Here is a 24544-nt window from a genome sequence, read left to right on the forward strand (position 1 = left end):
GGAATACGATCCCCTCTTGGCGTTTCGGCCACGCGCCTGCGATAGCGCGGTGACGCGGCGATGACAGCCGATTCTTGTGGGAGATGCGCGATGAAGATCGAAGCCGGCTTGGCGGCCGTAGTCACCGGCGGGGCCTCCGGCCTAGGCAAGGCGAGCGCCCATGCGCTGAGCGATGCCGGATTCAACGTCGCCATCTTCGACCTCAACGATGAAGCGGGCGAAGCACACGCGAACGCCATCGGCGGGTTGTTCTGCCACGTCGACATCACGGACGAGGAATCGGTTCTAGCCGGCTTCGAGAAAGCACGCGCGGCGCACGGGCAGGAGCGGGTCACGGTCCACTGCGCCATGACCAGCCGCCGCGGCAAGACCGTGGGCTGGGACAAGGCCAGCGGCGGGTACAAGCGGCTCTCGACCGAGGACTATGCGTTCGGCGCCGAAGGAGTGCTCGTTTCGAGCTATCGCGTGGCGTCAATCTCGGCGCTCGGAATGGCCAATGCCGAGCCGCTCAACGACGACGGCGAGCGCGGTGCGATCATTCTCACCGCCAGCGTCGCCGCGCAGGACGGCCAGATCGGCCAGGTCATCTACGGCAGTTGCAAGGCGGGCGTGAACGGCCTGGTGCTGCCGATGGCGCGCGACCTGATGGATCTCGGCATCCGGGTGAACTCGATCATGCCGGGCATCTTCGCGACGCCGCTGATGCTGGGGATGAAGGATCGCAATCCGGCGATGTGGGACCAGCTCAACGCCAGCGTTCCGTTCCCCAAGCGCCTCGGCGAGCCGGAGGAGTTCGCCTCGCTCGTGCTCGAGATCGCCCGCAACGGATATCTCAATGCCCACCAGTTCCGCCTCGACGGCGGCATCCGCATGCCGCCCAAGTAGGATTCGGCAGGTGATCGGAGCGATCGAGGCCGGCGGCACAAAGTTCGTGCTGGCGCTCGCTCGGGAGGACGGAACCGTGCTCGAACAGGCGCGGATCGATACGCGTAGTCCAGGGGAGACTTTCGCGGATCTGACCGACTGGTTCTCGGTCGCCCAGGACCGACACGGCTCGATCCAGGCTTTCGGCATAGGCAGCTTCGGCCCGATCGATATCGACCCGCTGTCCCCGGGCTGGGGGACGTTCACCACCACGCCCAAGCCCGGTTGGAGCGGCGCGAGTTGGCCGTGTGCGCTGGAGCAATTCGGCGTGCCGCTCGCCATCGACACCGACGTCAACGCCGCCGCTCTCGGCGAGTGGCTGGCCGGCGCGGGGCGCGGGGCCCGGACGCTGGCCTACACCACCGTAGGGACCGGCATCGGCACCGGGGTATTGTCGGAAGGTCGGGCGCTGGGCGGCGCGGCGCACTATGAGGCTGGCCACATCGCGGTACCTCGCGGGCGGGACGACGACTGGCCGGGCATCTGCCCCTATCATCGAGACTGCCTCGAAGGTCTGGCCAGCGGCCCCGCCATCCTCGCGCGGTGGCGGCACGATCTGTCTCGGGGTTCCGCGGAGGAGATTTCCCTAGTTGCCCGTTACTTGGGCCACCTCGCCGCGACGCTAGTGCTGCTGCACATGCCGGACCGGATGGTCTTCGGCGGCGGGGTGATGAAGAGCGCCGGTCTGCTCGAGAGGTTGCGAACGGCCACGCGGAAGCAGTTGAACGGCTACATCGCCGCGTGGGACCGCGACCTCGATGACATGATCGTCGGCCCGGCCCTCGGGGACGATGCCGGGATAGCAGGGGCTATCGAACTGGGGCGCCGAGCGCTAAGCTAGCTCGACCAGGCCTTCGCGGATGGCGGCGATCATTTCGAGCGGCTTGTCGACCATGATGTGATGCCCTGCATCGGGGATCGCCGTGACGAAACGGCAGTCGTCCAGCAGCTCGACCAGCTCTTCGAGACGGCCGTCGGGGAAGAGGAGCGAGTCGGCACCATAGATCACGCCCATCGGTGCAACCGGGCGCGCCGACAGCGAGCCACGATCGAAGTGGGCCCAGAACTGCGGATCGAAGCGCCAGGTCCAGCCGCCCGGATCTGCATCTGTCTCGGGCACCTCGTGCAGCGCGTTGCGCGCCATGAAGTCGACCACCTCGGGATAGGCCGCGCCCTGTTCCGGCATCAGGCGAAACCGCCGCAGGGCGAGCTCCAGCGTGCGGTACCGGTTGTGCGCCTCGCGCCCTTCGGCGAGCCGCGGCGGCGGCCCGCCACCGGGCTTGGGCGGCGCAGAATCGACCAGGATCGCGCCGGCAATCGCCTCCGGGTGAAACGCGCCGATATAGAGGGTCGGGAAACCGCCGAAGGAATGCGCGACGATCACCGGCGGCTTGCCCGACGCGGACAAGCCCGCGACCTCGACCGCGGCGAGTGCTTCCTTGGCGAATGTCGGAATCGAATACCGCTCGCGCCAGTCGGAACGACCCATGCCGGACCACGATATCGCGGCGCAGCGATAGTCGGCGGCAAACATCGGCGCGATGAAGCTCCACCAGTCGGCATGAGCCGCATTGCCGTGGAGGAACAGTAGGCCGGGCTTGCCGACCTCGCCCCACGTCAACAGCTCGATAGCCGCGCCCTCGACTTCGAAGCACGAACGTTGCGGCGCATCGGCCAGGGCCTCGGTGAACCACCCTGCGGCCGGGGGGTGCTCTCCGCCGAAACGGCCGAGCAGCGACGGGTCTTCCAACTGTGTTCCCCCGTCGGCGTGGCGGATGGAGCGGGTAGCGGGAATCGAACCCGCGCGTTCAGCATGGGAAGCTGACAGGCTACCATTACATCATACCCGCCTGCGGGCGGGCATTAGCGGGGGCGCCGTCAGTAGGTCAATCGTTTCGGCCAGCCCGCTTGACTTCGAGCGATTGCGCTGACGAATGGGACGACCGCCGCAGTTGTTTTGCACCGCCTTGGGGAGTCTCCCGATGAAGTACCTCGCCGCCATGATTCTGCCGATCACGCTGTTAGCCTGCCAACAGAGCCCCCAAGACAGCGCGACAACCGAGGGTGCCAACGGGGCTGCGGACGCTGCACCGGCCGTGAGCCCTTCGGACACCGCAAGCGTGGCCCCGACACCTGCCGGGGTGCCGGGCGAGGGCGAAATCCCCTCTACCATGCAAGGCCGCTGGGGCATGGTGCCGGCGGACTGCACGAGCACACGCGGCGACGCCAAGGGCCTCCTGCGCATCTCGCCAACGACGCTGACCTTCTACGAATCGGTCGGCCGGCTGGCGTCGATCATGGATCGCAGCGACAGCTCCATCCGCGCCGAATACGCCTTTACGGGCGAAGGCATGGAGTGGAAGCGCGACATCGAGCTGAAGGTATCCGGCGATACGCTAACCCGCACCGATCGAGGCGGTGAGGAGCCGGGCGGTCCGTTCACTTACACCAAGTGCGCCGCTTGAACCTCGCGCAGCATCGGCTTACGCGGCGCGCATGACCGGCCAGTTCCAGCTCACCGACGACCAGCTCGCCATCCAGGAGATGGCGCAGAAATTCACCGCCGACCGCATCACCCCGTTCGCGGCGCAATGGGACGAGGAGCATCACTTCCCGCGCGATGTCGTGCAGGCCGCGGGCGAGCTCGGGTTCGGCTCGATCTACGTGTCCGAGGAGAGTGGCGGGATCGCCCTCGGCCGACTCGAAGCGGCGCTGATCATGGAGGCAATGGCCTACGGCTGCCCCGCGACGAGCGCCTACGTCTCGATCCACAACATGGCGAGCTGGATGATCGACCGCTTCGGCGGGGCCGAGATCAAGGCGCGCTTCCTGCCCAAGCTCGTCAGCATGGAACACATCGCCAGCTACGCGCTCACCGAGCCGGGCTCAGGCTCGGACGCGGCGGCGCTCAAGACCAACGCGCGGTTGGACGGCGATCACTACGTCCTCAACGGCACCAAGCAGTTCATCTCGGGCAGCGGGTTCAACGACCTATACGTGGTGATGGTCCGCACCGCTGACGACAAGTCGAAGGGCATTACCTGCCTCGTGGTGGAAAAAGGCACCCCGGGCCTCAGCCACGGCGCGCCCGAGAAAAAGCTCGGCTGGAACGCCAGCCCCACGGCACAACTGATCTTCGAGGATTGCCGCGTGCCTGTCGCCAACCGCGTCGGCGGTGAAGGCGAAGGCTTCCGCTTCGCGATGGCCGGCCTCGACGGCGGACGGCTTAACATCGGCGCATGCTCGCTCGGCGGCGCACAGCGCTGCCTCGACGAAGCGGTAAAGTACACCAAGGAACGCCAGCAGTTCGGCACCCCGATCGCCGACTTCCAGAACACCCAGTTCATGCTCGCCGACATGGCGACCGACCTCGAAGCGGCGCGCGCCCTGCTCTATCTCGCCGCCGCCAAGGTGACCGACGGGGCGCCCGACAAGACGCGCTTTTCGGCGATGGCCAAGCGGCTGGCGACCGATTCAGGGAGCAAGATTGTCAACGACGCGCTCCAACTGTTCGGCGGCTACGGCTACTTGAAGGACTACCCGATCGAGCGCTTCTGGCGCGACCTGCGGGTTCATTCCATCCTCGAAGGCACCAACCAGGTCATGCGGATGATCGTCGGCCGGGACATGCTGCGCCAATGACGGACGAAGTGGTGATCCGCACAGACGGCCGCGTAGGGCACATCTCGCTCAACCGGCCCAAGGCACTGCACGCGCTAACTCTCGACATGTGCCACGCGCTGAGCGCGGCGCTGACCGCTTGGGCCGATGAAAAAGGGATCGAGGCGGTGATCCTCGACCACGCCGAAGGGCGCGGGTTTTGCGCCGGGGGCGACATCAACCTGCTGCGCCACAGCGCGCTGACCGACGGCGGCGCGTCGGGCCGCGCGTTCTTCCACGACGAGTACCAGCTCAACCACCAGATGTTCGAGTACGACAAGCCGATCGTCGCATTCATGGACGGGATCACGATGGGGGGCGGGGTCGGTATCAGCCAACCGGCGAAGTTCCGCGTCGCTACCGAGCATACCCGTTTCGCGATGCCAGAGACCGGGATCGGCCTGTTTCCCGACGTCGGAGGTGGCTGGTACCTCTCACGCCTTCCAGGGCGGGTGGGTCAGTTCCTTGCGCTCACCGGCGCACGGCTCGACGGAGCGGAATGCCTGTGGGCGGGCCTCGCCACGCACTACCTGCCGAGCGACAAGCTCACCGAAGCCAAGGCGCGCATTGCCGAGCATCCGGATCGCGTCGCGGGTATTCTCTCCGAATTGTCGGTTACCCCGCCCCCGGCTCGGATCGAGGAGAACGCCGAGCGGATCGCGCATCACTTCAAGTCCGACCGGCTGGAAGAGATAATCGCCAGCCTCGAGGCCGATGATGGCGAATGGGCGATGAAGGAGCTGGCAACCATCCGCACCAAGAGCCCGCAGACCTGCAAGGTCGCGCTCCGGCAGCTGGCGAATGCCGCGTCACTGACCGATTTCGCGGACGAGATGCGGATGGAATACCGCATCGCCAGCCGCGTGCTCACCCGCCCCGACTTCGCCGAAGGGGTGCGGGCGGTGATCGTCGACAAGACGAGCGATCCCAAGTGGGCCCCAGCTACGCCCGAGGGCGTGAGCGAGTCGCTGATCGACAGTATCTTCGCACCGCTGCCGCAGGACGAGGAGTGGACACCCGCCTGAAGGACGCACGGCGAGAATTCGCTTTCCTACATCTTCGAGCTTTGACAAGGCTTGGCCCAAGCCCGGTCGCAACGGCGGGGCGCGTAGAAAAAGGCAATGTGGTCAATACGATAGGGTATCTTTCGGCAGCAGTTACGGTGTATACTTAGTGTAGCCTTCCGCGCCAGCGAACCCGATTTGGAACGATGTGAGGGAGGCCCCGTGGCCGAGTACGAAACTATCACCGTCGAACAGCGCGATGCGGTCACGCTGATCACGCTCAATCGGCCGCAAGCGCTGAACGCACTCAACTCGCAGGTGCTCGAGGATTTGGTCGCCGCGTTCGCCGCTTTCGAGGCCGATCCCGGCCAGCGCTGCGCGGTGCTCACTGGCGCGGGCGACAAGGCTTTCGCCGCCGGGGCCGATATCAAGGAGATGGCCGACAAGCCCGCGGCCGATTTCTATCTCGACGACTTCTTCGCGCGCTGGACCAGCCATCTGGTCAAGGCGACGCGCAAGCCGTGGATCGCCGCGGTCAACGGCTTCGCGCTCGGCGGCGGATGCGAGCTGGCGATGATGGCGGACTTCATTATCGCCTCCGAGAAAGCGAAGTTCGGCCAACCCGAAATCAAGCTCGGCGTGGCCCCCGGAATGGGCGGGAGCCAGCGGCTGACCCGCGCGGTGGGCAAGGCCAAGGCGATGGAGATGTGCCTGACCGGCAGGATGATGGACGCCGCCGAGGCGGAGCGCAGCGGGCTGGTGGCGCGCGTCGTGCCGCACGAAAATCTTGTCAATGAAGCGCTCGATACGGCCCGTTCGATCGCTTCGATGCCGCCGATGGCAGCGATAGCGAACAAGGAAATGGTCAATGCAGCGTTCGAGACCAGCCTCGACCAGGGCCTCATCGTCGAACGCCGCATCTTCCAGATCCTCGCCGCGAGCGAGGACAAGGCCGAGGGAATGGCCGCGTTCATCGAAAAGCGCGACGGACAGTGGAAGGGTCGCTGACATGAGAATCGCCTTCATCGGCCTCGGTAACATGGGCGGCGGGATGGCCGCGAACCTCGTCAAGGCGGGGCATGAAGTGCGCGCGTTCGACTTGAGCGAAGACGCGCTTGGCCGGGCCATGGACAACGGCTGCCAGACCGCCGGTTCGATCGGCGAAGCGGTTGCGGATGCCGAGGCAGTGGTTTCGATGCTGCCCAACGGCCAGATCGTGCTCAGCGCTTATACCGGCGAGGTGATCGGCAAGGCGCCCGCGGGCGCGCTGTTCATCGACTGCTCGACGATCGATGTTGCCACCGCGCGCGAGGTGGCCGAGCAGGCCCGGAAGGCCGGCTACGCGATGGTCGACGCGCCGGTCTCGGGCGGGATCGCCGCGGCCAACGGCGGCACACTCACCTTCATGGTCGGCGGGTCAGACGAGGCCTTCGCGCGTGCGAAGCCGGTCCTGGAAGCAATGGGCAAGGCCGTCATCCACGCCGGTGCCGCCGGTAACGGGCAGGCGGCCAAGATCTGCAACAACATGCTGCTGGGCATCCACATGATCGGCACCTGCGAGGCGTTCACGATGGCCGAGAAGCTTGGCCTCGATCAGCAGACCTTCTTCGACATCTCCTCGGTCAGCAGCGGCCAGTGCTGGTCGATGACGAGCTATTGCCCGGTCCCCGGGGTGGGGCCGGTCACCCCGGCCGACAACGGCTACCAAGGCGGCTTCGCCACCGGCCTCATGCTGAAGGACCTCAAGCTGGCGATGGAAGCGGCTGAGACCGCCGGACTCGACCCGCAGATGGGGCGGCGGGCTAAGGAGCTCTACGAAGCGTTCGACGCGGCGGGCAACGGCGCGGTCGACTTCTCCGGCATCATTCGGACGCTGTAGGCGCCGCCGCTTCCTCGGTCGCGGAGTCCTTGGCCTTCTTGCGCTCGGTGAAGTACATCACCGCCAGTGCGCCTTCGAACAACAGGATCAGCGGTATCGCGAGCATGAGCTGGCTGATCACGTCCGGCGGCGTCGCGACCGCCGCGATCACGAACGCGACCACGATCATATAGCGCCGCGCACCCGCCAACTGCGCGCGGCTGACGATGCCCGCGGTGTTGAGCAGCAGCAGCAGCACCGGCAGCAGGAACGACAGCCCGAACGCCATGATGAACTGCATCACCAGGCTGAGGTAGTCCTCCGAATTCGGCAGCGCGTCGATCTGCACCCCGCCCTGCGTGCCCTCGAACCCGAGGAAGAACACGAAGGCCGTCGGCATGACGACGTAGTACGCCAGCGCTCCGCCGGCGACGAACAGCACCGGAGTCGCCAGCAGGAACGGCAGGAACGCCTTCTTCTCTTTGGCGTAGAGCCCCGGCGCCACAAACGCCCAAAGCTGGTTGGCGATGATCGGGAATGCGAGGAAGAACGCCCCGAACAGCGCGACCTTCAGTTCGACGAAGAACTGGCCGTAAAGCTTGGTATAGATAAGCCGGTTCTGCCCCGCATCGAGCAGGGGCTGGACGAGGAACGCCAGAATATCCTGCGCGAAATAGAAGCACACCCCGAAGGCGATGGCCAAGGCCACGAACGCACGCAGCAGCCGGGCGCGCAGCTCGATGAGGTGATCGAGCAGCGGCGCCTGCGTCTCGTCGATGTCGGGAATGCGAAAGACCATCAGCGCCCTCGCTTGGCCTTCGTCATTGTGGGGCGCTGCAAGCGCAGCGGCAATCCATTGTCCGGGAGATGGATTGCTTCGCCACACTCGCAATTACGGCGGAAAGGAGGTCGGACTGTCATCAGCGCAGCGGGAGCTGAGGCTCGTCGGCCCCGGACGATGGACCCTCAGGCTCCGCGCGCGCCTCGGCGCTAGCGGCGGTCGGCGGCAATGGGCGCATCTCGTGGTCGGACAGATCGACCGGTGGATGCTCCGCCATGATCCGGGCGTTCTGCTCGGCCCACTTCTTTTCCATCTCTTCCATCTCGGCCTCGCGGATCATCGCCTCGATGCCCGAGCGGAAATGGTTGGAGGTCCGGCGCACCTTGCCGATCCATTTGCCCGCGGTGCGCAGCGCGCGCGGCAAGTCCTTCGGACCGATCACGACCACAGCGACGATCACGATCATCAACAGTTCGGTTGCGCCGATATCGAACATGGATCTGCCCGGCCCTTAGAGGGCGTTCAACGGATCACTCGCGGTGATCGGCGCTCGGATGCGGGTCCTTGGCCGCTTCGCCGGCGGGCTTCGCGTCGTGGTGCGGGCCCTCGAGGCTGTGCACCTTGGGAGCGGCGCCGGGCTTGGCTTCGTCTTCGTTCATGCCCTGCTTGAAGCTTTTGATGCCCTTGCCGAAGTCGCCCATGATCTCCGCGACGCGGCCACGACCGAACAGCACGAGGACGATCAGCAGAACGATCAGCCAATGCCAGATGGAAAACGAGCCCATGGGTAATCTCCTTGCGCTCAATCTAGGGGATCGGCGGCCTCATTGCCAGCCTGCGGCGCCGTTTCCTCCGCGACTTCGAGCGACAGCGCTTCAAAGGCATCTTCCAGCGGATCGAGCAACCCAGCCGCCTTCAATTCGTCGATTCCCGGCAGGTCCCTGCGCGACACAAGGCCGAAGTGGTCGAGAAACTCGGGCGTGGTGGCATAAATGACTGGCCGGCCCGGGACCTCGCGCCGCCCGGCCGTGCGCACCCAGCCCGCCTCCATCAGCACGTCGAGCGTACCGCTGGAGGTCTGCACGCCGCGGATCGCTTCGATCTCGGCGCGGCTCACGGGCTCGTGATAGGCGACGATCGCCAGCACCTCGGTAGCCGCCCGGCTGAGCCGGCGGACCGCTTCGCGCTCGCGGCGCAAGATGTGCGCGAGATCCGGCGCGGTCTGGAAGCGCCAGCGCCCGCTGCGCTCGACGAGGTGCACCCCCCGCGGCTCGTAGTGCGCGGCAAGCCTGGAAAGCGCCTCGCGTATCTCCGCGGGGGGAGAACCGCCGAGATGCGCGGCCAGCGATTCGGCACTCATTGGCTCTTCGGCGGCGAACAGCGTGGCCTCGACCGCGCGCTCGATTTCTTCGCTCACGCTACCACCCGGCGCAGCCGCAGCGGACCGAAAACCTCGTCCTGCTCCATCTCGGCCTTACCCAAGCGGGCGAGTTCGAGCACGGCAACGAAGCTTGATGCCAGCGCCGACTTGCGCAAGCGCGGCTCGGCATACGGCGGAAGAAACTGGCGGATCTCCATCCAGTCCAGTGTGACGCCGAGCATCGCCGAGACCCGGTCGAGCGCCGACTCCAGCGTCATGACCGGGCGCTCGCGCACCATGTGCACCACAGGGGCGGTGCGCGCCTTTACCTGACCGTACGCTTGGACGAGCGCGAACCAGTCGCACTGCCACAGGTTCTTGCGATCGGTCCGCAGGCCTTCGGGCGCGCTGCGCACGAAGACGTCGCGGCCCAGCCGGTCGCGGCCCATCAGCCGCGCCGCGGCCTCGCGCATCGCGGCGAGGCGCGCGAGCCGCAGTTGCAGCCGCGTTGCCAGTTCGTCGGGACTCGGATCCTCCTGCTCGTCGCGCGGCAGCAGCAGGGCGGATTTGAGATAGGCGAGCCATGCGGCCATCACGAGGTAATCGGCCGCCAGTTCGAGCTTGAGCGCCTCGGCCCGCTCGATGTAGGCGATGTACTGGTCGACCAGCGAGAGAATAGAGATCGCCTTTAGATCGACCTTCTGCCGCCGCGCGAGGTCGAGCAGCAAGTCGAGCGGACCCTCCCAATTGTCGAGCTCGAGATAGAGCGCGACGTCGTCCGTCGGCGCGGACGCGGGGCCGGTCCAGTCGCCCGCCTGGTCGCCGAGATCGAGGATCAGAGCGTCCTCGCTCACGCATTCGCTCCAGCAATGGCAAGCAGCTCGTCGCGAGTCGCCAGGAGCGCCTGCTTATCGGCCTGCGAGCGCTGCCCGGTGACGGCGAGCGCACGCTCGAGCCGCGCCGAGGTGTCCGCGCTCATCGCCGGCAGGCGCCGGGCGATCTCCGCCATGTAGTCGAGATTGGCCCAGCAATAGAGCGCGAGGTCGCAGCCCGCGGCGACGGCGCGTTCGGCGCGCTCCGGCACCGATCCGCTCAGCGCCTCCATGTCGAGGTCGTCGGTGAGCAGCAGTCCGTCGAAGCCGATCTTCCCGCGGATCACTTCGCGGATAACCGTCGGCGATTGAGTGGCCGGGTGCGCTGGATCCCAGGCGTCGAAGACGAGGTGCCCGGTCATTCCGATCGGCGCGTCCTTGAGCGCGCGGAACGGAGCGAGATCGATCTCGAGCTCCGCTTCGTTGGCCGTGACGGTGGGCAGCTCCTTGTGGGTATCGCAGTGGGTGCGGCCGTGTCCGGGCATGTGCTTGATGCAGCCGACGACTCCGGCGTTGGCGAGGCCTTCGAGGATTGCACGGCCGAGAGCGGCGACCCGGAGGGGCTCGGCCCCGAGCGCCCGGTCCCCGATCACGTCGTGGGCACCGGGCTGGCGGACATCGAGCGGCGGATGGCAATCGACCGTGATCCCGGCGTCGGCGAGCTCCATGCCCATCGCTTCGGCATTAGCCCGCGCCGCCGCGATCGCCGAACTCGGGGCGATTTCGTACAGGGCGTCGAACGCGGCCCCAGCGGGGAAGGCCGTAAAATGAGGGGGACGCAGCCGGGCCACCCGACCGCCTTCCTGGTCGATGCACACGAATAGCCGGTCGCGGCCGTGGAGTTCGCGCAGGGAATCGGTCAGCGCGCGCAGCTGATCGGGCGTATCCACGTTACGGCCGAACAGGATATACCCGGCCGGGTCGGTCTCACGGAACAGCCCGCGCTCATCGTCGGTGAGGCGAAGGCCGGAGAAGCTGAAAATCGCAGGCGTCATCGCCTCAGACTCGCACGGAAAAGGCGTGGGCCGCAAGCGCGCGCCCGATGCAATCCCCTACGCGTGCGGCAGGCGCCTAGCGCTTGACCTGGCAGGCCACTCCGTCACCCTTGAGCGCCTCGCAGAGACGGCTGGCCGCCGCGGCGTCGCCCGCCATCGCCTGGAGGCGGAACACAGTTCCGATGTCTGCCTGTCCCTGCACCACGCGGTGCGAAACCCCGGCGAGCTTGTCCGTCTGGGCGAGCAGGCGTTGCCACCCGGCCTCAGCGTCCGCCTTGTTCGAGTACGCGCCGACCTGCACGGCGACCCCGCCGGAAGCCGCAGGGGTAGAGGTCGCCTCGGGAACAGCAGCGGCCTTTGCGGTGGCGGTGGGCGCAGGCGCGGTCTCGGCCAGGCGCCCCTCGCGCCGCTCGCCCTCGCCCACTGCAGGAGCAAGGTTGCCGGTGCCTTCGAACTGCTTGCCACCGGGATCAGCCGGCTTTTCCTTGTAGGGGCCGGCCGGCGCGCGGATTGTGCTGCCGTCCGCGACGAGCTCGGAGTCCGGCGCCCGCTGCCCGAACCACCAGATGCCGCCGACGAAAGCCGCCAGCGCCAGGAGGGCCAGCAGGGCGAAGCCGAAGATGCGGCCGGTATCGACCCCTTCCTCCTCGTAGTCCTCATCGCCCGATTCCAGCCAGGGCAGCCGTTCGTCCTCGTCCGCGAGGGTGAACTGCTCGTCGGCCACGAAGTCGTCGTCCCTCCGCCCCCCGATCATCGCTTACATCTCCTCGACCGCCTCGACGCCCAATAGCGCGAGGCCGTTGCGGATCACTTGCCCGATCTGCTGGCCGAGGAAAAGTCTCGCGCCGGTCAGCGCCGCATCCTGTGCCACGATGAAGCGCTTGTCGGGCGAATCGTTGCCGAGGTTCCAATAGGCATGGAACGCCGCGGCTAGATCGTAGAGGAAGAACGCGACCCGGTGCGGCTCGCGCGCGGCGGCCGCGGCCTCGACCAGGCGCGGGAACTGCGCGGCCTGCTTGACCAGTGCCAGCTCTTCCTGCCCAAGCCGATCGAGCGCCGCCGGATCGGGTGTCAGCCCCTCGGCCAAGGCCTTGCGCATCGTCGAATGAATCCGGGCGCTGGCATATTGCACGTAGAATACCGGGTTGTCCTTCGACGCCTCGACCACCTTGGCGAAGTCGAACTCCATCTGCGCTTCGGGCTTGCGGGTGAGCATGGTGAAGCGGACGACGTCCTTGCCGACCTCATGCACCACATCGGCGAGAGTGACGAAGGTGCCCGCCCGCTTCGACATTTTCACCGGCTCGCCGGCACGCAGCAGCTGGACCATCTGCACCAGCTTCACGTCGAACGGGATGGAGCGGCCCTCGCCCTCCCCCAAGGCGGCGACGGCGGCCTTGATCCGCTTGACGGTGCCCGAGTGGTCCGCACCCCAGATGTCGATTAGCTCGTCCGCCTTTGCGGCCTTCTGCATGTGATATGCGAGGTCGGCGCCGAAGTAGGTCCAGCTTCCATCGCTTTTGCGGATCGGACGGTCCTGATCGTCGCCGAACTTGGTGGCGCGGAACAAGGGCAGTTCGACCGGTTCCCAGTCGTCGGGGGTCTTGCCTTTCGGGGCTTCCAGCATGCCGTCGAACACGAGGTCATGCTGCCGCATCCAGGCCTCGGCCTCGGCGGGCTTGCCGGCCGCTTGCAACTCGGCCTCAGACGCGAACACGTCATGCCGGATTCCGAGCAGCGCGAGATCGGCGCGGATCATGTCCATCATCGCGCGGACGCTCTGGCGCCTGAACTCGGGCAGCCATTCGTTCTCCGGCGCGTCGGCGAACTGGGCGCCGAACTGGGCTGCGAGCTCCTTGCCGAGTGGAACTAGGTATTCGCCAGGATAGAGCCCCTCGGCGATGCCGCCAGCTGCTTGACCCAGCGCCTCGCGGTAGCGCCAATGGGCCGAACGCGCGAGCACGTCGACTTGTCCGCCCGCGTCGTTGACATAGTATTCGCGGGTCACTGGATGCCCGACGAACTCGAGCAGATTGGCGAGCGCGTCGCCGACCACCGCGCCGCGGCAGTGGCCCATGTGCATCGGCCCGGTGGGATTGGCGCTGACGTACTCGACGTTGACCCGCCGGCCCGCTCCCACCTGCGAACGGCCGTAGTCGGTCCCGAGAGCCGCGATGGTGCATAGTTCGGTCAGCCATTCGCCTTCGGCGAGCCGCAAGTTGATGAACCCCGGCCCGGCAATCTCCGCGCCCACCACCGAGGATTGCCGCGAGAGGTGCTCGATGATCTTCTCGGCAAGCGCGCGGGGATTGGTGGCCGCCTGCTTGGCAAGCACCATCGCGGCGTTGGTGGCGAGATCGCCGTGCGACGGATCGCGCGGCGGCTCGACGGTTATCGCCGCTTCGCTTGCGCCGGGCGGCAGCGCGCCCTCCATCTCTAGAGCATGCAGCACAGCGGTAATGCGCGCCGCGAAGGCGGCGTGGAGAGTCTGGGTCTCGGACATGGCGGCGCGGGTTAGCCGATCAGCGCTAAAGCGCAAGGCTCGCGCCGGTCGGCACTAGCGGGTAGCGTTGTAGGCCAGTTGCTGCTCGGTGAGCTGGAAGCCGATGAGAAGCTCGAAGGTCGCGCGGGCTACCGCCGCCTTCACCGCCGGATCGGACAGCGGATCGATCGCCGCATCCTCGTCGCCAGCTCGGCGCTTGCGGGTGATCTGCTCTCGGATATCGGCCGGCAACGTCGCCTCGGCACGATCGACGTAGGCGCCGGCCTGAGCCCGAGCCTGCGCACGCTCCTGGCCGTCAGCAAAGTTCAGCGTCACTTGACCTACCCTCTTCGAAGTGACCTGGCTTCCACCACGAAGAACCACCGAATAGAACGGCAAGGTGACCTGGCGAGCCCCGCGCGGGTCGGTGCGGCGGGCCAGCACGTCGAAGGTTGCGTTGGTATAAAGGCGCGGGCTGCCCTCGTCGCATGTCGAGCGCACATTGGTGATTGAGGCGCTAACGTCGATGTTGGCCGCCGTGACATCGCCCGGGACCCGGAACGTCGTGACGTCCCCGGTATAGTCCGGCACGCCCACGGCCGGGCACGCCGTACGCACCGCGGTGATGCCTACTCCCTGGTCCAAAACCAGTTCGCCATCGGACTTGCAGCCGGCCAGCGCGGCCCCCATCATCAGCATGGCGGCAAGGCGAAGGCGGTTGGTCATGTCAGGGTCGATCCACAAAGCAGCGTTGAGCCGTCGCCCTAGCGGCGCGCGCGGCGAAGCGCTAGGGGGCCGGATATGAACGCGCCCTTGCACCCCACGTATGCCCCTGCAGACAAGCCTCTGCTGACGCTGCTGATAGCCGCGCCACGGGGGTTCTGCGCGGGTGTCGACCGGGCGATCGAGATCGTAGAGCGGGCGATCGAGCGCTTCGGAACGCCGGTTTATGTGCGGCACGAGATCGTCCACAACCGCTTCGTAGTCGACTCGCTCAAGGCCAAAGGCGCGGTTTTCGTCGACGAGCTCGACGAGGTCCCAGATGGCGCGCCGGTGGTGTTCAGCGCGCACGGCGTGCCCAAGGCCATCCCCGTCGAAGCCAGCCGCCGCGAGATGGTCTGGGTCGATGCGACCTGCCCTCTGGTCAGTAAAGTGCACCGCCAGGCCGAGCGGCAGATCGAGGCGGGGCGGCATATCATATTCGTCGGCCACGCCGGACACCCGGAGGTCATCGGCACCATGGGACAGGTTCCCGATGGCTCGATCACCCTCGTCGAGACCGTCCAGGATGTTGCCGCGCTCGATTTCGCCATAGACATCCCATTGGCGTTCCTGACCCAGACCACGCTCTCGGTCGATGACACGCGCGAGATCGTCGCGGCGCTGCAGGCAAAGTATCCGCAGATCGTCGGGCCCAAGGCCGAGGACATCTGCTACGCGACTTCCAACCGCCAGGCAGCGGTGAAGGCGATTGCACCCGGCAGCGACCTCGTGCTCGTCATCGGTGCGCCGAACTCGTCGAACTCGCTCCGCCTGGTCGAAGTGGCCGAACGGATGGGGACTGACGCCAGGCTGATCCAGCGGGCGAGCGATATCGATCCGGCGTGGCTGGAAGGCGTCGGAACCATCGGTCTGACAGCGGGTGCCTCGGCGCCCGAAAGCCTCGTTCGCGAGGTCGTCGCGCGTCTCGCTGAATGGCGCACGATCGAGGAAAACACCCTGGTCACCGCCGAAGAGAAGATGGTCTTCAAGCTGCCCCGTCTGCTCGCCGGCTGACGGATAACATGGCGGTCTACACCCACCTCGCCGCCGAGGACATGGCCACCTTGCTTACCGCCTACGACGTGGGCGAGTTGGTTTCGGCCAAGGGCATTGCCGAGGGCATTTCCAATTCCAACTGGCTTGTCGAGACGACTACGGGCCGGTTCATCCTTACCATGTACGAACGCCGCATCGACGTCAGCGACCTGCCGTTCTTCCTCGGACTGCTCGATCATCTCTCGGCGAATGGCTGCCCGGTGCCGCGCACGATCCACGATCATGGCGGCGCGGGCTGGCGCGAGGTGAAGGGCAAGGCGGTTGCCCTCATCGAGTTCCTGCCCGGAATTTCGGTCGATCGCCCATCCCCGGCGCAAGCGCACGCAGTCGGGCAGGCATTAGCTCGCTTGCATCTCGCCAGCGAGGACTTCGGCCGTCGGCGCCCCAATCCGCTCGATCTCAAGCACTCGTTAAACGCACTGGATGCGTGGGGCCATGAAGCGTTGCAAAAAGTCGATCCCGCGCTTCCGAAGATTGCGGCGTTGGGCGAAGCGCTACGGGCAGATTGGCCGCAGGATCTGCCCATGGCCATCTGCCACACCGATCTGTTTCCCGACAACGTACTTATGCGCGGCAACCGCGTTACCGGGATGATCGACTTCTACTTCGCCTGCGACGAGGCGATGGCCTACGACCTCGCGGTCACCCATGCTGCATGGAGCTTCGACCTCTCCGGCCACCGCTTCGACCAAGCGGTCGGCGCTGCGCTGCTCGCGGGCTACCAGAGCGTCCGGCCTTTGACAGCGCCCGAGCGGGTGGCATTGCCTGCCTTGGCTCAAGGCGCATGTCTTCGCTTCGTTGCCAGCCGCGTCGAAGACTGGATTGCCACCCCTCCCGAAGCTTTGGTCACCCGCAAAGAACCGATGGGGTTCGCGCGGCGCTTGCAATTCTACGCAGATGCGGGCGAGAAGCCGTTCGAATCATGAAGAAAGTCGAGATTTTCACGGATGGCGCCTGCAAGGGGAATCCCGGCCCCGGCGGCTGGGGCGCCCTGTTGCGGATGGGCCGACACGAAAAGGAAATGTCCGGCGGCGAATTGGCGACCACCAACAACCGCATGGAGCTGACTGCAGCAATCAAGGCGCTCGAGGCGTTGATTGAGCCATGCGACATCCGCCTTCACTCCGACAGCAAGTACGTCCTCGACGGCATCACCAAGTGGGTGCACGGCTGGCAGAGGAACGGGTGGAAGAACGCCAGCAAGCAGCCGGTGCGCAACGCCGACCTGTGGCACGAGCTGATTGCCGCCGCCAACCGGCACAAGATCGAATGGATCTGGGTAAAGGGCCACAACGGCCACGCCGAGAACGAGCGCGTGGATGCTCTCGCGTGCGAGGAGGCGAACAAGGCGGCGGCCCGCTAGAAGCGGGCGGGTGAATAAAGCCCGGCGTCAAGCGCTTCGGTCATCCCATCGCGCGCTGTGCCGAGAAGGAGTTGGGCAGCAAGTCGGGCAGCAGCCGGGGCGGTCTGGATGCCGAAACCTCCCTGACCCGCGAACCAGAACAGTCCAGGTACCTGCGGGTCGAAGCCGTAAACGGGCAGACGGTCCGGCGCGAAGCTACGCAGGCCGGCCCACTTCCGCTCTACCGCCACGACGCGCCAGTCGACTACCCGCTCGAACCGGTCGATGGCCTCCGCGATCGCCAACTCCTCCGGTGCGGCATCGCACGGCGGCGAGGGCTCCTCGTCGTGCGGGCTCAGCCAAAGGCGGCCGCTTTCGGGCTTGAAGTAGAACCGGCCCGCGATGTCGAGCACGAGCGGCAGATCGGGGGGCGGCGGCGGATCAGTCCTCAACTGCGCCACTGTCCGGCGGAGCGGCTGGATGCCGAGCGCGCTCGCCCCGGCAAGCTCGGCCAGGCTGTCAGCCCAAGCCCCCGCGGCGTTTGCCAGCACGGCGGCGGAAACAACCTCGCCGCTTTCGGTTTCGAGCTGCCAAGCATCGCCAGTATATTCCGCGCTCACCACCCGCGCCCTTGTTCGCAGTTCAACCCCGCCCTGCTTCGCGGAGGTCAGGTAATGGTGATGCAGCGCTGCGACGTCGATATCGGCGCAGGCCGGTTCCCATACCGCGCCGTTCCAGCCTGCGCGCACCCCAGGCAGGCGCGTGGCCAGCCCCCTTGCGTCCAGCCGTTCGATCTGGACACCGCTTCCCGCAAACCGCTGCATGAACGCATCGAGTTCGGACGCTTCCTCCGGGCCGCCGACGTAGAGCGCGCCGCGCGGTGACAGGAATCCATGCTCCCGCAGCCACGGGCCTGAGGCGAGCGTAAGCGGGACTACATCGGGCCCTCCGTAGCATTCCTCCCAGAAAGCGGCGGACCGCCCGGTGGTATGGTAGCCCGGCCGGTCCTCCGCCTCGAGTATGACGACGCGCTTCGCTCCGTGCGCCGCCAGTTCGGCGGCAAGGCTCGCCCCGGCGATCCCCGCGCCGACGACGGCGATGTCGAAATCCTCGCTCATCCTTTAGCATCTAGATGTGCGAGGAACTCTTCGATCGCCGCGAGCGCGCGCAAGCGCACGGGATCGGCCTCGCGCAGGATCTCATGACGCGCCTCACTGCCGAATGTCACCAGCTCAGCGTTGGGCAACCGGGCGACGGCGGCAAAAATCGCCTTGTATGCCACTAGCCGATCGTCGGCAGCCGCGAGAATGAGGGTGGGCACCGACACTCTTTCAAGCACGCCCGGGGCAAAGAGTCCGCGCATCGAGGCGTAAGCCCGCTCGACCCAGCGCCAGCTTCCGGGACCCATCACCAGTTCAGGCCTTTCTCGTCGCCACCAAAGTTCATCTTCGTACCGCGCGTCGTCATGGGTCAACAGGTGGCGCCTCGATGCGGGCGGTTCGCCGGGCTTCACGTCCCACTTCCACGCGGGGCGACGCGGATCGCCCACGGCACACATCGCCTGCGCTATTCGGTGCATCGCCGCCGGCGGCAACGGCGCGTGGAGGCCGAGCATCGGGGCGACCAGCACGAGGCCGTCGGGCGCCACTTTGCCTTCGGCGGTCGCCCGCAGAGCGAGGTGCGCCCCCATCGAATGGCCCGCGAGAACCTTCGGGCTGGGACCAGAGCCGACCCACTCGCTCCAGAACGCAGCAAGGTCCGCGACCCACTCTGCAAAGTCCTCGATGTGACCGGTGACCTCGTCCGCGCCGAGACGGCCGGAACCGGCCTGGCCGCGCCAGTCGAGCGACGTCGTTCGCCAACCGGCCGCGTGCCAGTGGGTCAGCGTTTCGAGGTACTTTTCGTAGCCATCGCCCCTGCCGGCAAGGAACAGCAAGGAGCCTTTCGCGCCATTCTCGGGCTTGGGAAAATCGATCCGCCTGATCGCGTGGCCGTCGGTCGCCGACCATAGGCATTCGACTGCGCCCGCAGGGGTCGCACGCCGGCCGAGCGGGTTTCCGTCACCGGCACTTGCTTGGCTAATGTCGAACCTCCGGGGTTGGTTACTATTTGGTAAGCACTGCAGGGTAGCACCACGGCTGAAGGGGACCGGGGGCTTACCAATGCTGGGCGGATATCTGCACTACGGGCTGGTCGTAGCCCTGGCAATCGCGCTGCTCGTTGCCGCCGCCACCGATTGGCGTCGCCGTCAGATCGACAACTGGCTCAACGCCGGAATCGCCCTTGGCGCACCGCTGTTCTGGTGGGCCAGCGGTCTCGACCTGTGGCCTGGTGTCGCCCTGCAGCTGGGCGTGGGCCTGGGCGCATTTGTTGTTTTCGCAGCGCTGTTTGCGCTCAAGTGGATGGGTGGGGGCGACGTCAAGCTGCTGACCGCTCTCGCCCTGTGGATCGAACCCACGTGGTTCCTCAAGCTCATCATCGTGATGGCGCTCGTTGGCGGGGTACTGACCCTGGTCATGGGTGCTTGGCATATCGCCCGGCACCGGCGTGACCGGCTGGCCATCCCCTACGGCGTAGCCATCGCCATCGCCGGTCTATGGGTCATCGGCGTGCATTATCTGCCCACTGCGCAAACGGCGGTGGCCGGGTGAACCTGATTTTAACCGTTCGCCGCTTAACCACGGCAACCATACCCGCCCGCGGTGTCACACGGGCCGATTGAGGGGGCTTTGACAGCCATGGACAGGAAGAAGCTGCTGCTGATGGGGGGTGCGCTGGCGATCGCCATCGTCACCGCGATGATGGCCCGGAGCATGTTCGCCGGGGCATCGGCGCCGGAGGCGCAAGCCGCGCCGGTTCCAAAGGGGCCCAAGGTTCTCGTGGCGCAGCGGGTGCTGCCGACCGGCACCATAATTACGGCCGACGCGATCGGCTTCCAGCCCTGGCCGCAGGAGCTCGTCAAGGACGCATACTTCATCGAAGGCGAGGCGGACGTGAGCAAGCTGCTCGGCACCGTCGTGCGCTTTCCGGTGACCGCCGGGGAGCCCGTTACTCAGGGTTCGCTGGTCAAGCCCGGCGACCGCGGCTTCCTCGCTGCCGCTCTCGGGCCGGGTATGCGTGCCGTTACCGTGCCGGTGTCGGCCAAGACCGGCGTGGGCGGCTTCGTCTTCCCCGGCGACAGGGTCGACCTCGTTCTCACCCAGACCGTCAAGGGCGAAGGCCCTGGCGATCTGCGCGCCTCCGAAACAATCCTACGCAACATCCGCGTGCTGGCGACCGATCAGTCGACCACTCAAGAAGTCGTCAACGGAAACACCGTGGTGAAGCAGTTCACGACCGTCACGCTCGAAGTTACGCCGAAAATCGCCGAGAAGGTGTCGGTGGCGCAGACGATCGGCACTCTCAGCCTGTCGTTGCGCTCGATCGCGGACAGCCAGTCTGAACTCGAGCGCGCCATCGCTCAGGGCGACATCAAGATCCCTGACGGCGTTTCGCCGCAGGAGGAGGAAAAGCTGCTTCGCGAGGCCATGAACCGTCCGAGCGAAGGAGCCACCACCTACCAGACGGGCGGCGACGTATCGCGCTTCCAGCGCCGTACGCTCCCCCCGGCGCCGGCTTCGGCCGCTGCGCCGGGAGCACCGGGCGCACCGCCGCGCACTTACGTGCCGGCCAAGCCGCGCTCCACGGTCACCGTTACACGCGGCAAGGCGTCTACCACTGTCGAAATTTCGCGCGGCGGACAAGTCAGCGAGTTCACGGGCACCCAGGCTAACGCCGTGCGCAATGGCGGCCAGGTCGTCTCCGGCATCATGGGCGCATACTGATGATCGCGCATAACAACATGGGGCCCAGCAAGGCTCATTCGAGGGGCAAATCGATGAAACGCCGCCTTTCCACCACAGTCCTGCTCGCCGGCCTCGCCGTCGCTCCGCTGGCGGGCTTGCCCGTCGTGCCGGTCGCCGCGCAGGATACGGTCGCTCCGACCCGTGACATCAACCTGTCGATCGGCCGTGGCGAACTCATCAACGTGCCCGGCAGCATGGCCGACGTGTTCGTCGCCAACGACAACGTTGCCGATGTGCAGATCAAGTCGGAACGCCAGCTCTACCTGTTCGGCAAGGCCGGCGGGGTGACGACGGTTTACGCCAGCAACAAGTCCGGTGCGATCATCTGGTCGGCCAACGTCCGCGTCGGCTCGAACATCGACAGCGTCGACCAGATGCTGGCCCTCGCGATGCCCGAAGCCAAGGTGAACGTCGCCACGATGGGGACCAATACCTTCCTTCTGACCGGCACCGTCGCCGCGCCTGAAGATGCTGCGGAGGCCGAGCGCCTGGTCCAGGCCTTCGTCGGCGAGGACGCCAACGTCATCAGCCGCCTTCGCACCGCGACGCCGTTGCAGGTGAACCTGCAAGTGCGTTTTGCCGAAGTGAGCCGATCGCTCGTTCGCGAGATCGGCGCCAATCTTCAGACCGTTGATACGACCGGCGGCTTCAAGTTCGGTGTTTCCACCGGCCGTGGTGCCGCCACGAAGTATACCCCTGGAAGTCCGGCAGGATTGGGCGTGGGGTTCACCGCTGCACCCGATGGGGGTAGCTTGGTTGCCTCTACCGGAAGCGGATCGACATTGGCCGGTTTCGGCAAACTGTTCGGTCTCGACATTGCGAGCGCACTGGATCTCGCAGAACGCGTAGGCCTCGTGACAACGCTGTCGCAGCCCAACCTGACCGCACTGTCGGGCGAGACCGCAGACTTCCTTGCTGGCGGCGAGTTTCCGGTGCCGATCAGCCAGGGTCTCGGCTCCACCTCGGTGGAGTACAAGAAGTACGGCGTGAGCCTTGCGTATACTCCCACGGTGCTTGCCAACGGCCGTATTTCACTTCGCGTACGTCCTGAAGTCTCCGAAATATCGAGCGTGAACTCGGTAACGCTGAACGGCTTCCAGATTCCCGCTTTGACCACGCGCCGAGCGGAAACGACTATCGAGTTGGGCTCGGGACAAAGCTTCATGATCGCGGGTTTGATGAGCAATGCCTCGCAGAACTCGATCGACAAGACGCCGGGCGTCGGAGACATCCCGATCCTCGGCAACCTGTTCCGCTCGACCAGCTATCGCAAGGGCGAAACCGAACTCGTCATCGTCGTCACGCCGTATCTGGTGAACCCCGTCAACGATGGCGACATCAAGCTGCCGACGGATGGGTTCAATGCTCCTAACGAGGCAGCCCGGTTGTTCGGCATGCAGGACAACGCCGGTGTAACCGGTGGAACCCGCCCTGGCCCGACGGCCGTACAGAGCAATGTTCCGGCCTCGCCCGGAATCTCGGCCCTTACGCCAGACGCGATCATGCCGTCGCAGGCGCCCGGCGAAGAAACCAAGCGTCGGAAGAAACGCCGCACCGCCAGCAACGAAGCCGCGGCGAAGCCCGGCTTTAGCCTCCAGTGAAAAGGTGAGAGTGATGACCACCACACGCCAAGTTGCGGGCGCCCTCGCCCTCACTGTCGCCCTCTCGGTTTCGGCCTGCTCGGGCCCCGCATGGGATAACACCAGCCTCTACAGCGCGCGCCAGCCCGTGGTGGAGCGGACGAGCTACACGCTGGACGTTGCCACTTCCTATGAAGGTTTGACCGTTCCGGAGCAGCAACGCCTGTCTGGCTGGTTTGACGCCATGGATCTGCGTTATGGTGACCGCGTATCGGTCGAAGATCCCGTGGCTGGTGGCGCGACACGCGCCTCGGTCGCTGCGATCGCTGCACGCCATGGCATCCTGTTGGCCGACGGAGCGCCGGTCACCACCGGCCAGTTGCAGCCGGGCACGGCCCGGGTCGTGATTACCCGGTCCAGCGCCTCGGTACCGAACTGCCCCAACTGGGATCGCAAGAGCGACGCCAACTACGCCAACGCGACCTCGCCCGGATATGGCTGCGCGGTCAACGGCAATCTCGCTGCAATGGTCGCCAATCCGGAAGACCTGATCGAGGGCCAAAGCGGAAACGGCGAAACCGTGATCATGAGCTCGAACAAGGCGATCAAGACATATCGCGAGAAGGCTAACACGGGCACGGGCGAGCTAAAGGCGCCCCCCACCACTGGCGGAGGGAATTGAGGACATGAATGCCCCCTGGAAACCCGGCCCCGGCGGCCGCGACCCTTTCGCCGCTTTCATATGCGACGAAACTGCGCTGGACACGCTGCGCCCGGTCGTCATCGAAATGGGCTGGCAGCCCGAGAAGTGCGCCAAGGGCGGCCTCCGAAACGCCGTCCAGTCGCTGTCGGTGTCGGCGAGCCCGAACATCCTGATGGTCGACCTGTCGGAAAGCGGCGATCCGCTCAACGACATCAACGCGCTGGCGGAAGTCTGCGAGCCAGGCACTGTGGTCATCGCGGTCGGCCAGGTGAACGACGTCCGCCTCTATCGTGACCTGCTCGCGAGCGGCATTCACGACTACCTTCTCAAGCCGCTCTCGGCCGGCCAACTGCGCGATGCGCTGACTAACGCACACGCCGTGTTCTCGGCCCCGAAGGCCAACGACCCGGACGCGGCCAAGCGCCACATCTCCACCGCGATCGTCGGTACACGTGGCGGAGTCGGCGCCTCGACCTTGGCGACTTCGCTAGCCTGGCTGTTCTCGGCGGACCACAAGCTGCCCACCGCCCTCCTCGACCTCGACGTGCATTTCGGCACCGGCGCGCTGGCGCTCGACCTTGAGCCCGGACGCGGACTGACAGACGCGATCGACAATCCGAGCCGCATCGACGGGCTGTTTATCGAGCGGGCGATGATCCGCGCGAACGACAACCTCGCGATCCTGTCGGCTGAAGCGCCGATCAACTCGCCCCTGATGACCGACGGCAGCGCCTTCGTTCAACTCGAGGAGGAGTTCCGTCACGCTTTCGAAATGACGGTAATCGACCTGCCGCGGAACATGCTGATCAATTTCCCGCACCTGTTGGCAGACGTGAACGTGGTAATCTTGGCGACCGAGATGACGCTGGCGAGCGCGCGGGACACCATTCGCATACTGAGTTGGCTGAAGACCAACGCAGGCCACGCCCAGCCGATCATCGTTGCCAACAAGGTTCAGACCGGCATCGCGGAGATCAGCAAGCCCGATTTCGAGGCTTCGATCGAGCGCAAGATCGACTTCATGGTCCCGTTCGACCTCAAGGCGGCCGCCAACGCCGCCAAGCTGGGCCAAACCTTCGCCGATGCCAATCGCGCGAGCAAGGCGAGCCAGGTCATCCGGCAGTTGGCCGAACGCGTAATCGGCGCGTCGGACGACGAATCCGCCGACAACGTGGCGGCCAAGAAATCGCTTCTCGGCAGCTTCGACTTCAAGTCGTTGCTGGCCAAGAAGGGCAAGGCGCCGGCGAAAGCCGACGCCTGACGCTCGATGCCGCGGCGGCTCCGGCTGCGCGACAACGAGTGAACGACGACGCGGGTTAG

At 66.1% G+C, this 24544-nt stretch carries 26 protein-coding genes, 1 tRNA gene and 1 pseudogene; 15 read left to right on the top strand and 13 right to left on the bottom strand.

Going from position 1 to position 24544, the window contains the following annotated elements; translation table 11 throughout:
- Nucleotides 1-90: 90 nt before the first annotated feature.
- Nucleotides 91-885 carry an SDR family oxidoreductase gene (locus tag ACWPM1_RS11540; RefSeq protein ID WP_455694977.1) on the top strand — a complete coding sequence of 265 codons (795 nt, stop codon included), beginning with the start codon at nt 91-93 and terminating at the stop codon, nt 883-885.
- Nucleotides 886-895: 10 nt separating this feature from the next.
- A complete protein-coding gene (locus tag ACWPM1_RS11545; protein ID WP_455694978.1) occupies nt 896-1765 on the top strand; it encodes an ROK family protein in 870 nt (289 codons plus the stop codon).
- Here the strand turns inward: ACWPM1_RS11545 and ACWPM1_RS11550 are convergent.
- Both ACWPM1_RS11550 and ACWPM1_RS11555 read right to left on the bottom strand, forming a co-directional pair.
- Nucleotides 1757-2674 carry an alpha/beta fold hydrolase gene (locus tag ACWPM1_RS11550; RefSeq protein ID WP_455694979.1) on the bottom strand — a complete coding sequence of 306 codons (918 nt, stop codon included), beginning with the start codon at nt 2672-2674 and terminating at the stop codon, nt 1757-1759. The genes ACWPM1_RS11545 and ACWPM1_RS11550 overlap by 9 nt on opposite strands.
- Nucleotides 2675-2700: 26 nt before the next feature.
- Nucleotides 2701-2774: transfer RNA gene (locus tag ACWPM1_RS11555), tRNA-Gly, on the bottom strand.
- A gap of 132 nt (nt 2775-2906) precedes the next feature.
- Here ACWPM1_RS11555 and ACWPM1_RS11560 point away from each other — a divergent pair.
- The 5 genes and pseudogenes from ACWPM1_RS11560 to mmsB form a co-directional block, all read left to right on the top strand.
- Nucleotides 2907-3389, top strand: a complete 483-nt coding sequence (locus tag ACWPM1_RS11560) for a hypothetical protein (RefSeq protein WP_455694980.1) — start codon at nt 2907-2909, stop codon at nt 3387-3389.
- Nucleotides 3390-3420: 31 nt separating this feature from the next.
- Nucleotides 3421-4566 carry an acyl-CoA dehydrogenase family protein gene (locus ACWPM1_RS11565; protein ID WP_455694981.1) on the top strand — a complete coding sequence of 382 codons (1146 nt, stop codon included), beginning with the start codon at nt 3421-3423 and terminating at the stop codon, nt 4564-4566.
- Entirely contained in the window at nt 4563-5609 is a 1047-nt protein-coding gene (locus ACWPM1_RS11570) for an enoyl-CoA hydratase/isomerase family protein (RefSeq protein WP_455694982.1), read from the top strand. The genes ACWPM1_RS11565 and ACWPM1_RS11570 overlap by 4 nt, the downstream gene beginning before the upstream one ends.
- A gap of 201 nt (nt 5610-5810) precedes the next feature.
- Nucleotides 5811-6596 carry an enoyl-CoA hydratase-related protein gene (locus tag ACWPM1_RS11575; protein ID WP_455694983.1) on the top strand — a complete coding sequence of 262 codons (786 nt, stop codon included), beginning with the start codon at nt 5811-5813 and terminating at the stop codon, nt 6594-6596.
- Nucleotides 6589-7467 (top strand): annotated as a pseudogene (mmsB, locus tag ACWPM1_RS11580) (3-hydroxyisobutyrate dehydrogenase); the annotation flags it as partial. The gene ACWPM1_RS11575 and the pseudogene mmsB, both read left to right, overlap by 8 nt.
- Here mmsB and tatC read toward each other — a convergent pair.
- The 9 genes from tatC to ACWPM1_RS11625 all read right to left on the bottom strand — a co-directional run bounded on the left by tatC (nt 7451) and on the right by ACWPM1_RS11625 (nt 14662).
- A complete protein-coding gene (tatC, locus tag ACWPM1_RS11585; protein ID WP_455694984.1) occupies nt 7451-8245 on the bottom strand; it encodes a twin-arginine translocase subunit TatC in 795 nt (264 codons plus the stop codon). The pseudogene mmsB and the gene tatC overlap by 17 nt on opposite strands.
- Nucleotides 8246-8366: 121 nt before the next feature.
- The gene (tatB, locus tag ACWPM1_RS11590; protein ID WP_455694985.1) at nt 8367-8723 is read right to left on the bottom strand and encodes a Sec-independent protein translocase protein TatB; all 357 of its coding nucleotides are present in this window, start codon (nt 8721-8723) and stop codon (nt 8367-8369) included.
- A gap of 34 nt (nt 8724-8757) precedes the next feature.
- The gene (locus ACWPM1_RS11595) at nt 8758-9012 is read right to left on the bottom strand and encodes a twin-arginine translocase TatA/TatE family subunit (RefSeq protein ID WP_455694986.1); all 255 of its coding nucleotides are present in this window, start codon (nt 9010-9012) and stop codon (nt 8758-8760) included.
- A 17-nt stretch (nt 9013-9029) separates the two neighbouring features.
- On the bottom strand, nt 9030-9587 hold the full coding sequence (gene scpB, locus ACWPM1_RS11600; protein WP_455695163.1) for an SMC-Scp complex subunit ScpB: 558 nt from the start codon (nt 9585-9587) through the stop codon (nt 9030-9032).
- 53 nt (nt 9588-9640) lie between these two features.
- Nucleotides 9641-10441, bottom strand: a complete 801-nt coding sequence (locus ACWPM1_RS11605) for a segregation and condensation protein A (protein ID WP_455694987.1) — start codon at nt 10439-10441, stop codon at nt 9641-9643.
- Nucleotides 10438-11454: a beta-N-acetylhexosaminidase gene (nagZ, locus tag ACWPM1_RS11610; protein ID WP_455694988.1), complete on the bottom strand. Its 1017-nt coding sequence runs from the start codon at nt 11452-11454 to the stop codon at nt 10438-10440. Before nagZ ends, ACWPM1_RS11605 begins: the two co-directional genes overlap by 4 nt.
- Before the next feature lie 76 nt (nt 11455-11530).
- The gene (locus ACWPM1_RS11615; protein ID WP_455694989.1) at nt 11531-12208 is read right to left on the bottom strand and encodes an SPOR domain-containing protein; all 678 of its coding nucleotides are present in this window, start codon (nt 12206-12208) and stop codon (nt 11531-11533) included.
- 3 nt (nt 12209-12211) lie between these two features.
- Nucleotides 12212-13957 (bottom strand): arginine--tRNA ligase, encoded by a 1746-nt coding sequence (argS, locus tag ACWPM1_RS11620; protein ID WP_455694990.1) that lies wholly within the window; start codon nt 13955-13957, stop codon nt 12212-12214.
- A gap of 54 nt (nt 13958-14011) precedes the next feature.
- Nucleotides 14012-14662, bottom strand: coding sequence for a hypothetical protein (locus tag ACWPM1_RS11625; protein WP_455694991.1), 651 nt, complete (start codon nt 14660-14662; stop codon nt 14012-14014).
- Nucleotides 14663-14737: 75 nt separating this feature from the next.
- Here ACWPM1_RS11625 and ispH point away from each other — a divergent pair, with 75 nt between their 5' ends.
- The 3 genes from ispH to rnhA are packed head-to-tail and all read left to right on the top strand — an operon-like array spanning nt 14738 to nt 17117.
- Nucleotides 14738-15712, top strand: coding sequence for a 4-hydroxy-3-methylbut-2-enyl diphosphate reductase (ispH, locus tag ACWPM1_RS11630; RefSeq protein WP_455694992.1), 975 nt, complete (start codon nt 14738-14740; stop codon nt 15710-15712).
- An 8-nt stretch (nt 15713-15720) separates the two neighbouring features.
- Nucleotides 15721-16680, top strand: coding sequence for a homoserine kinase (gene thrB, locus ACWPM1_RS11635; RefSeq protein ID WP_455694993.1), 960 nt, complete (start codon nt 15721-15723; stop codon nt 16678-16680).
- The gene (gene rnhA, locus ACWPM1_RS11640; RefSeq protein WP_455694994.1) at nt 16677-17117 is read left to right on the top strand and encodes a ribonuclease HI; all 441 of its coding nucleotides are present in this window, start codon (nt 16677-16679) and stop codon (nt 17115-17117) included. The genes thrB and rnhA overlap by 4 nt, the downstream gene beginning before the upstream one ends.
- On the opposite strand, the gene ACWPM1_RS11645 is transcribed toward rnhA, so the two are convergent.
- Nucleotides 17114-18214 (bottom strand): NAD(P)/FAD-dependent oxidoreductase, encoded by a 1101-nt coding sequence (locus ACWPM1_RS11645; RefSeq protein ID WP_455694995.1) that lies wholly within the window; start codon nt 18212-18214, stop codon nt 17114-17116. The two genes, rnhA and ACWPM1_RS11645, sit on opposite strands and share 4 nt — an antisense overlap.
- Nucleotides 18211-19032 carry an alpha/beta fold hydrolase gene (locus ACWPM1_RS11650; protein WP_455694996.1) on the bottom strand — a complete coding sequence of 274 codons (822 nt, stop codon included), beginning with the start codon at nt 19030-19032 and terminating at the stop codon, nt 18211-18213. The genes ACWPM1_RS11645 and ACWPM1_RS11650 overlap by 4 nt, the downstream gene beginning before the upstream one ends.
- A 226-nt stretch (nt 19033-19258) precedes the next feature.
- On the opposite strand from ACWPM1_RS11650, the gene ACWPM1_RS11655 reads away from it, so the two are divergent.
- From ACWPM1_RS11655 to ACWPM1_RS11675, 5 genes are all read left to right on the top strand, one after another.
- Nucleotides 19259-19747 (top strand): A24 family peptidase, encoded by a 489-nt coding sequence (locus ACWPM1_RS11655; RefSeq protein ID WP_455694997.1) that lies wholly within the window; start codon nt 19259-19261, stop codon nt 19745-19747.
- 87 nt (nt 19748-19834) lie between these two features.
- The gene (gene cpaB, locus ACWPM1_RS11660) at nt 19835-20920 is read left to right on the top strand and encodes a Flp pilus assembly protein CpaB (protein ID WP_455694998.1); all 1086 of its coding nucleotides are present in this window, start codon (nt 19835-19837) and stop codon (nt 20918-20920) included.
- A 53-nt stretch (nt 20921-20973) separates the two neighbouring features.
- Entirely contained in the window at nt 20974-22542 is a 1569-nt protein-coding gene (locus tag ACWPM1_RS11665) for a type II and III secretion system protein family protein (RefSeq protein WP_455694999.1), read from the top strand.
- Nucleotides 22543-22555: 13 nt separating this feature from the next.
- Nucleotides 22556-23203: a CpaD family pilus assembly protein gene (locus ACWPM1_RS11670; RefSeq protein WP_455695000.1), complete on the top strand. Its 648-nt coding sequence runs from the start codon at nt 22556-22558 to the stop codon at nt 23201-23203.
- Between the two features lie 4 nt (nt 23204-23207).
- Nucleotides 23208-24485, top strand: coding sequence for a pilus assembly protein CpaE (locus tag ACWPM1_RS11675; protein WP_455695001.1), 1278 nt, complete (start codon nt 23208-23210; stop codon nt 24483-24485).
- The last annotated feature ends 59 nt before the right edge of the window (nt 24486-24544 follow it).

This window comes from Tsuneonella sp. HG249 (genome assembly GCF_053819205.1).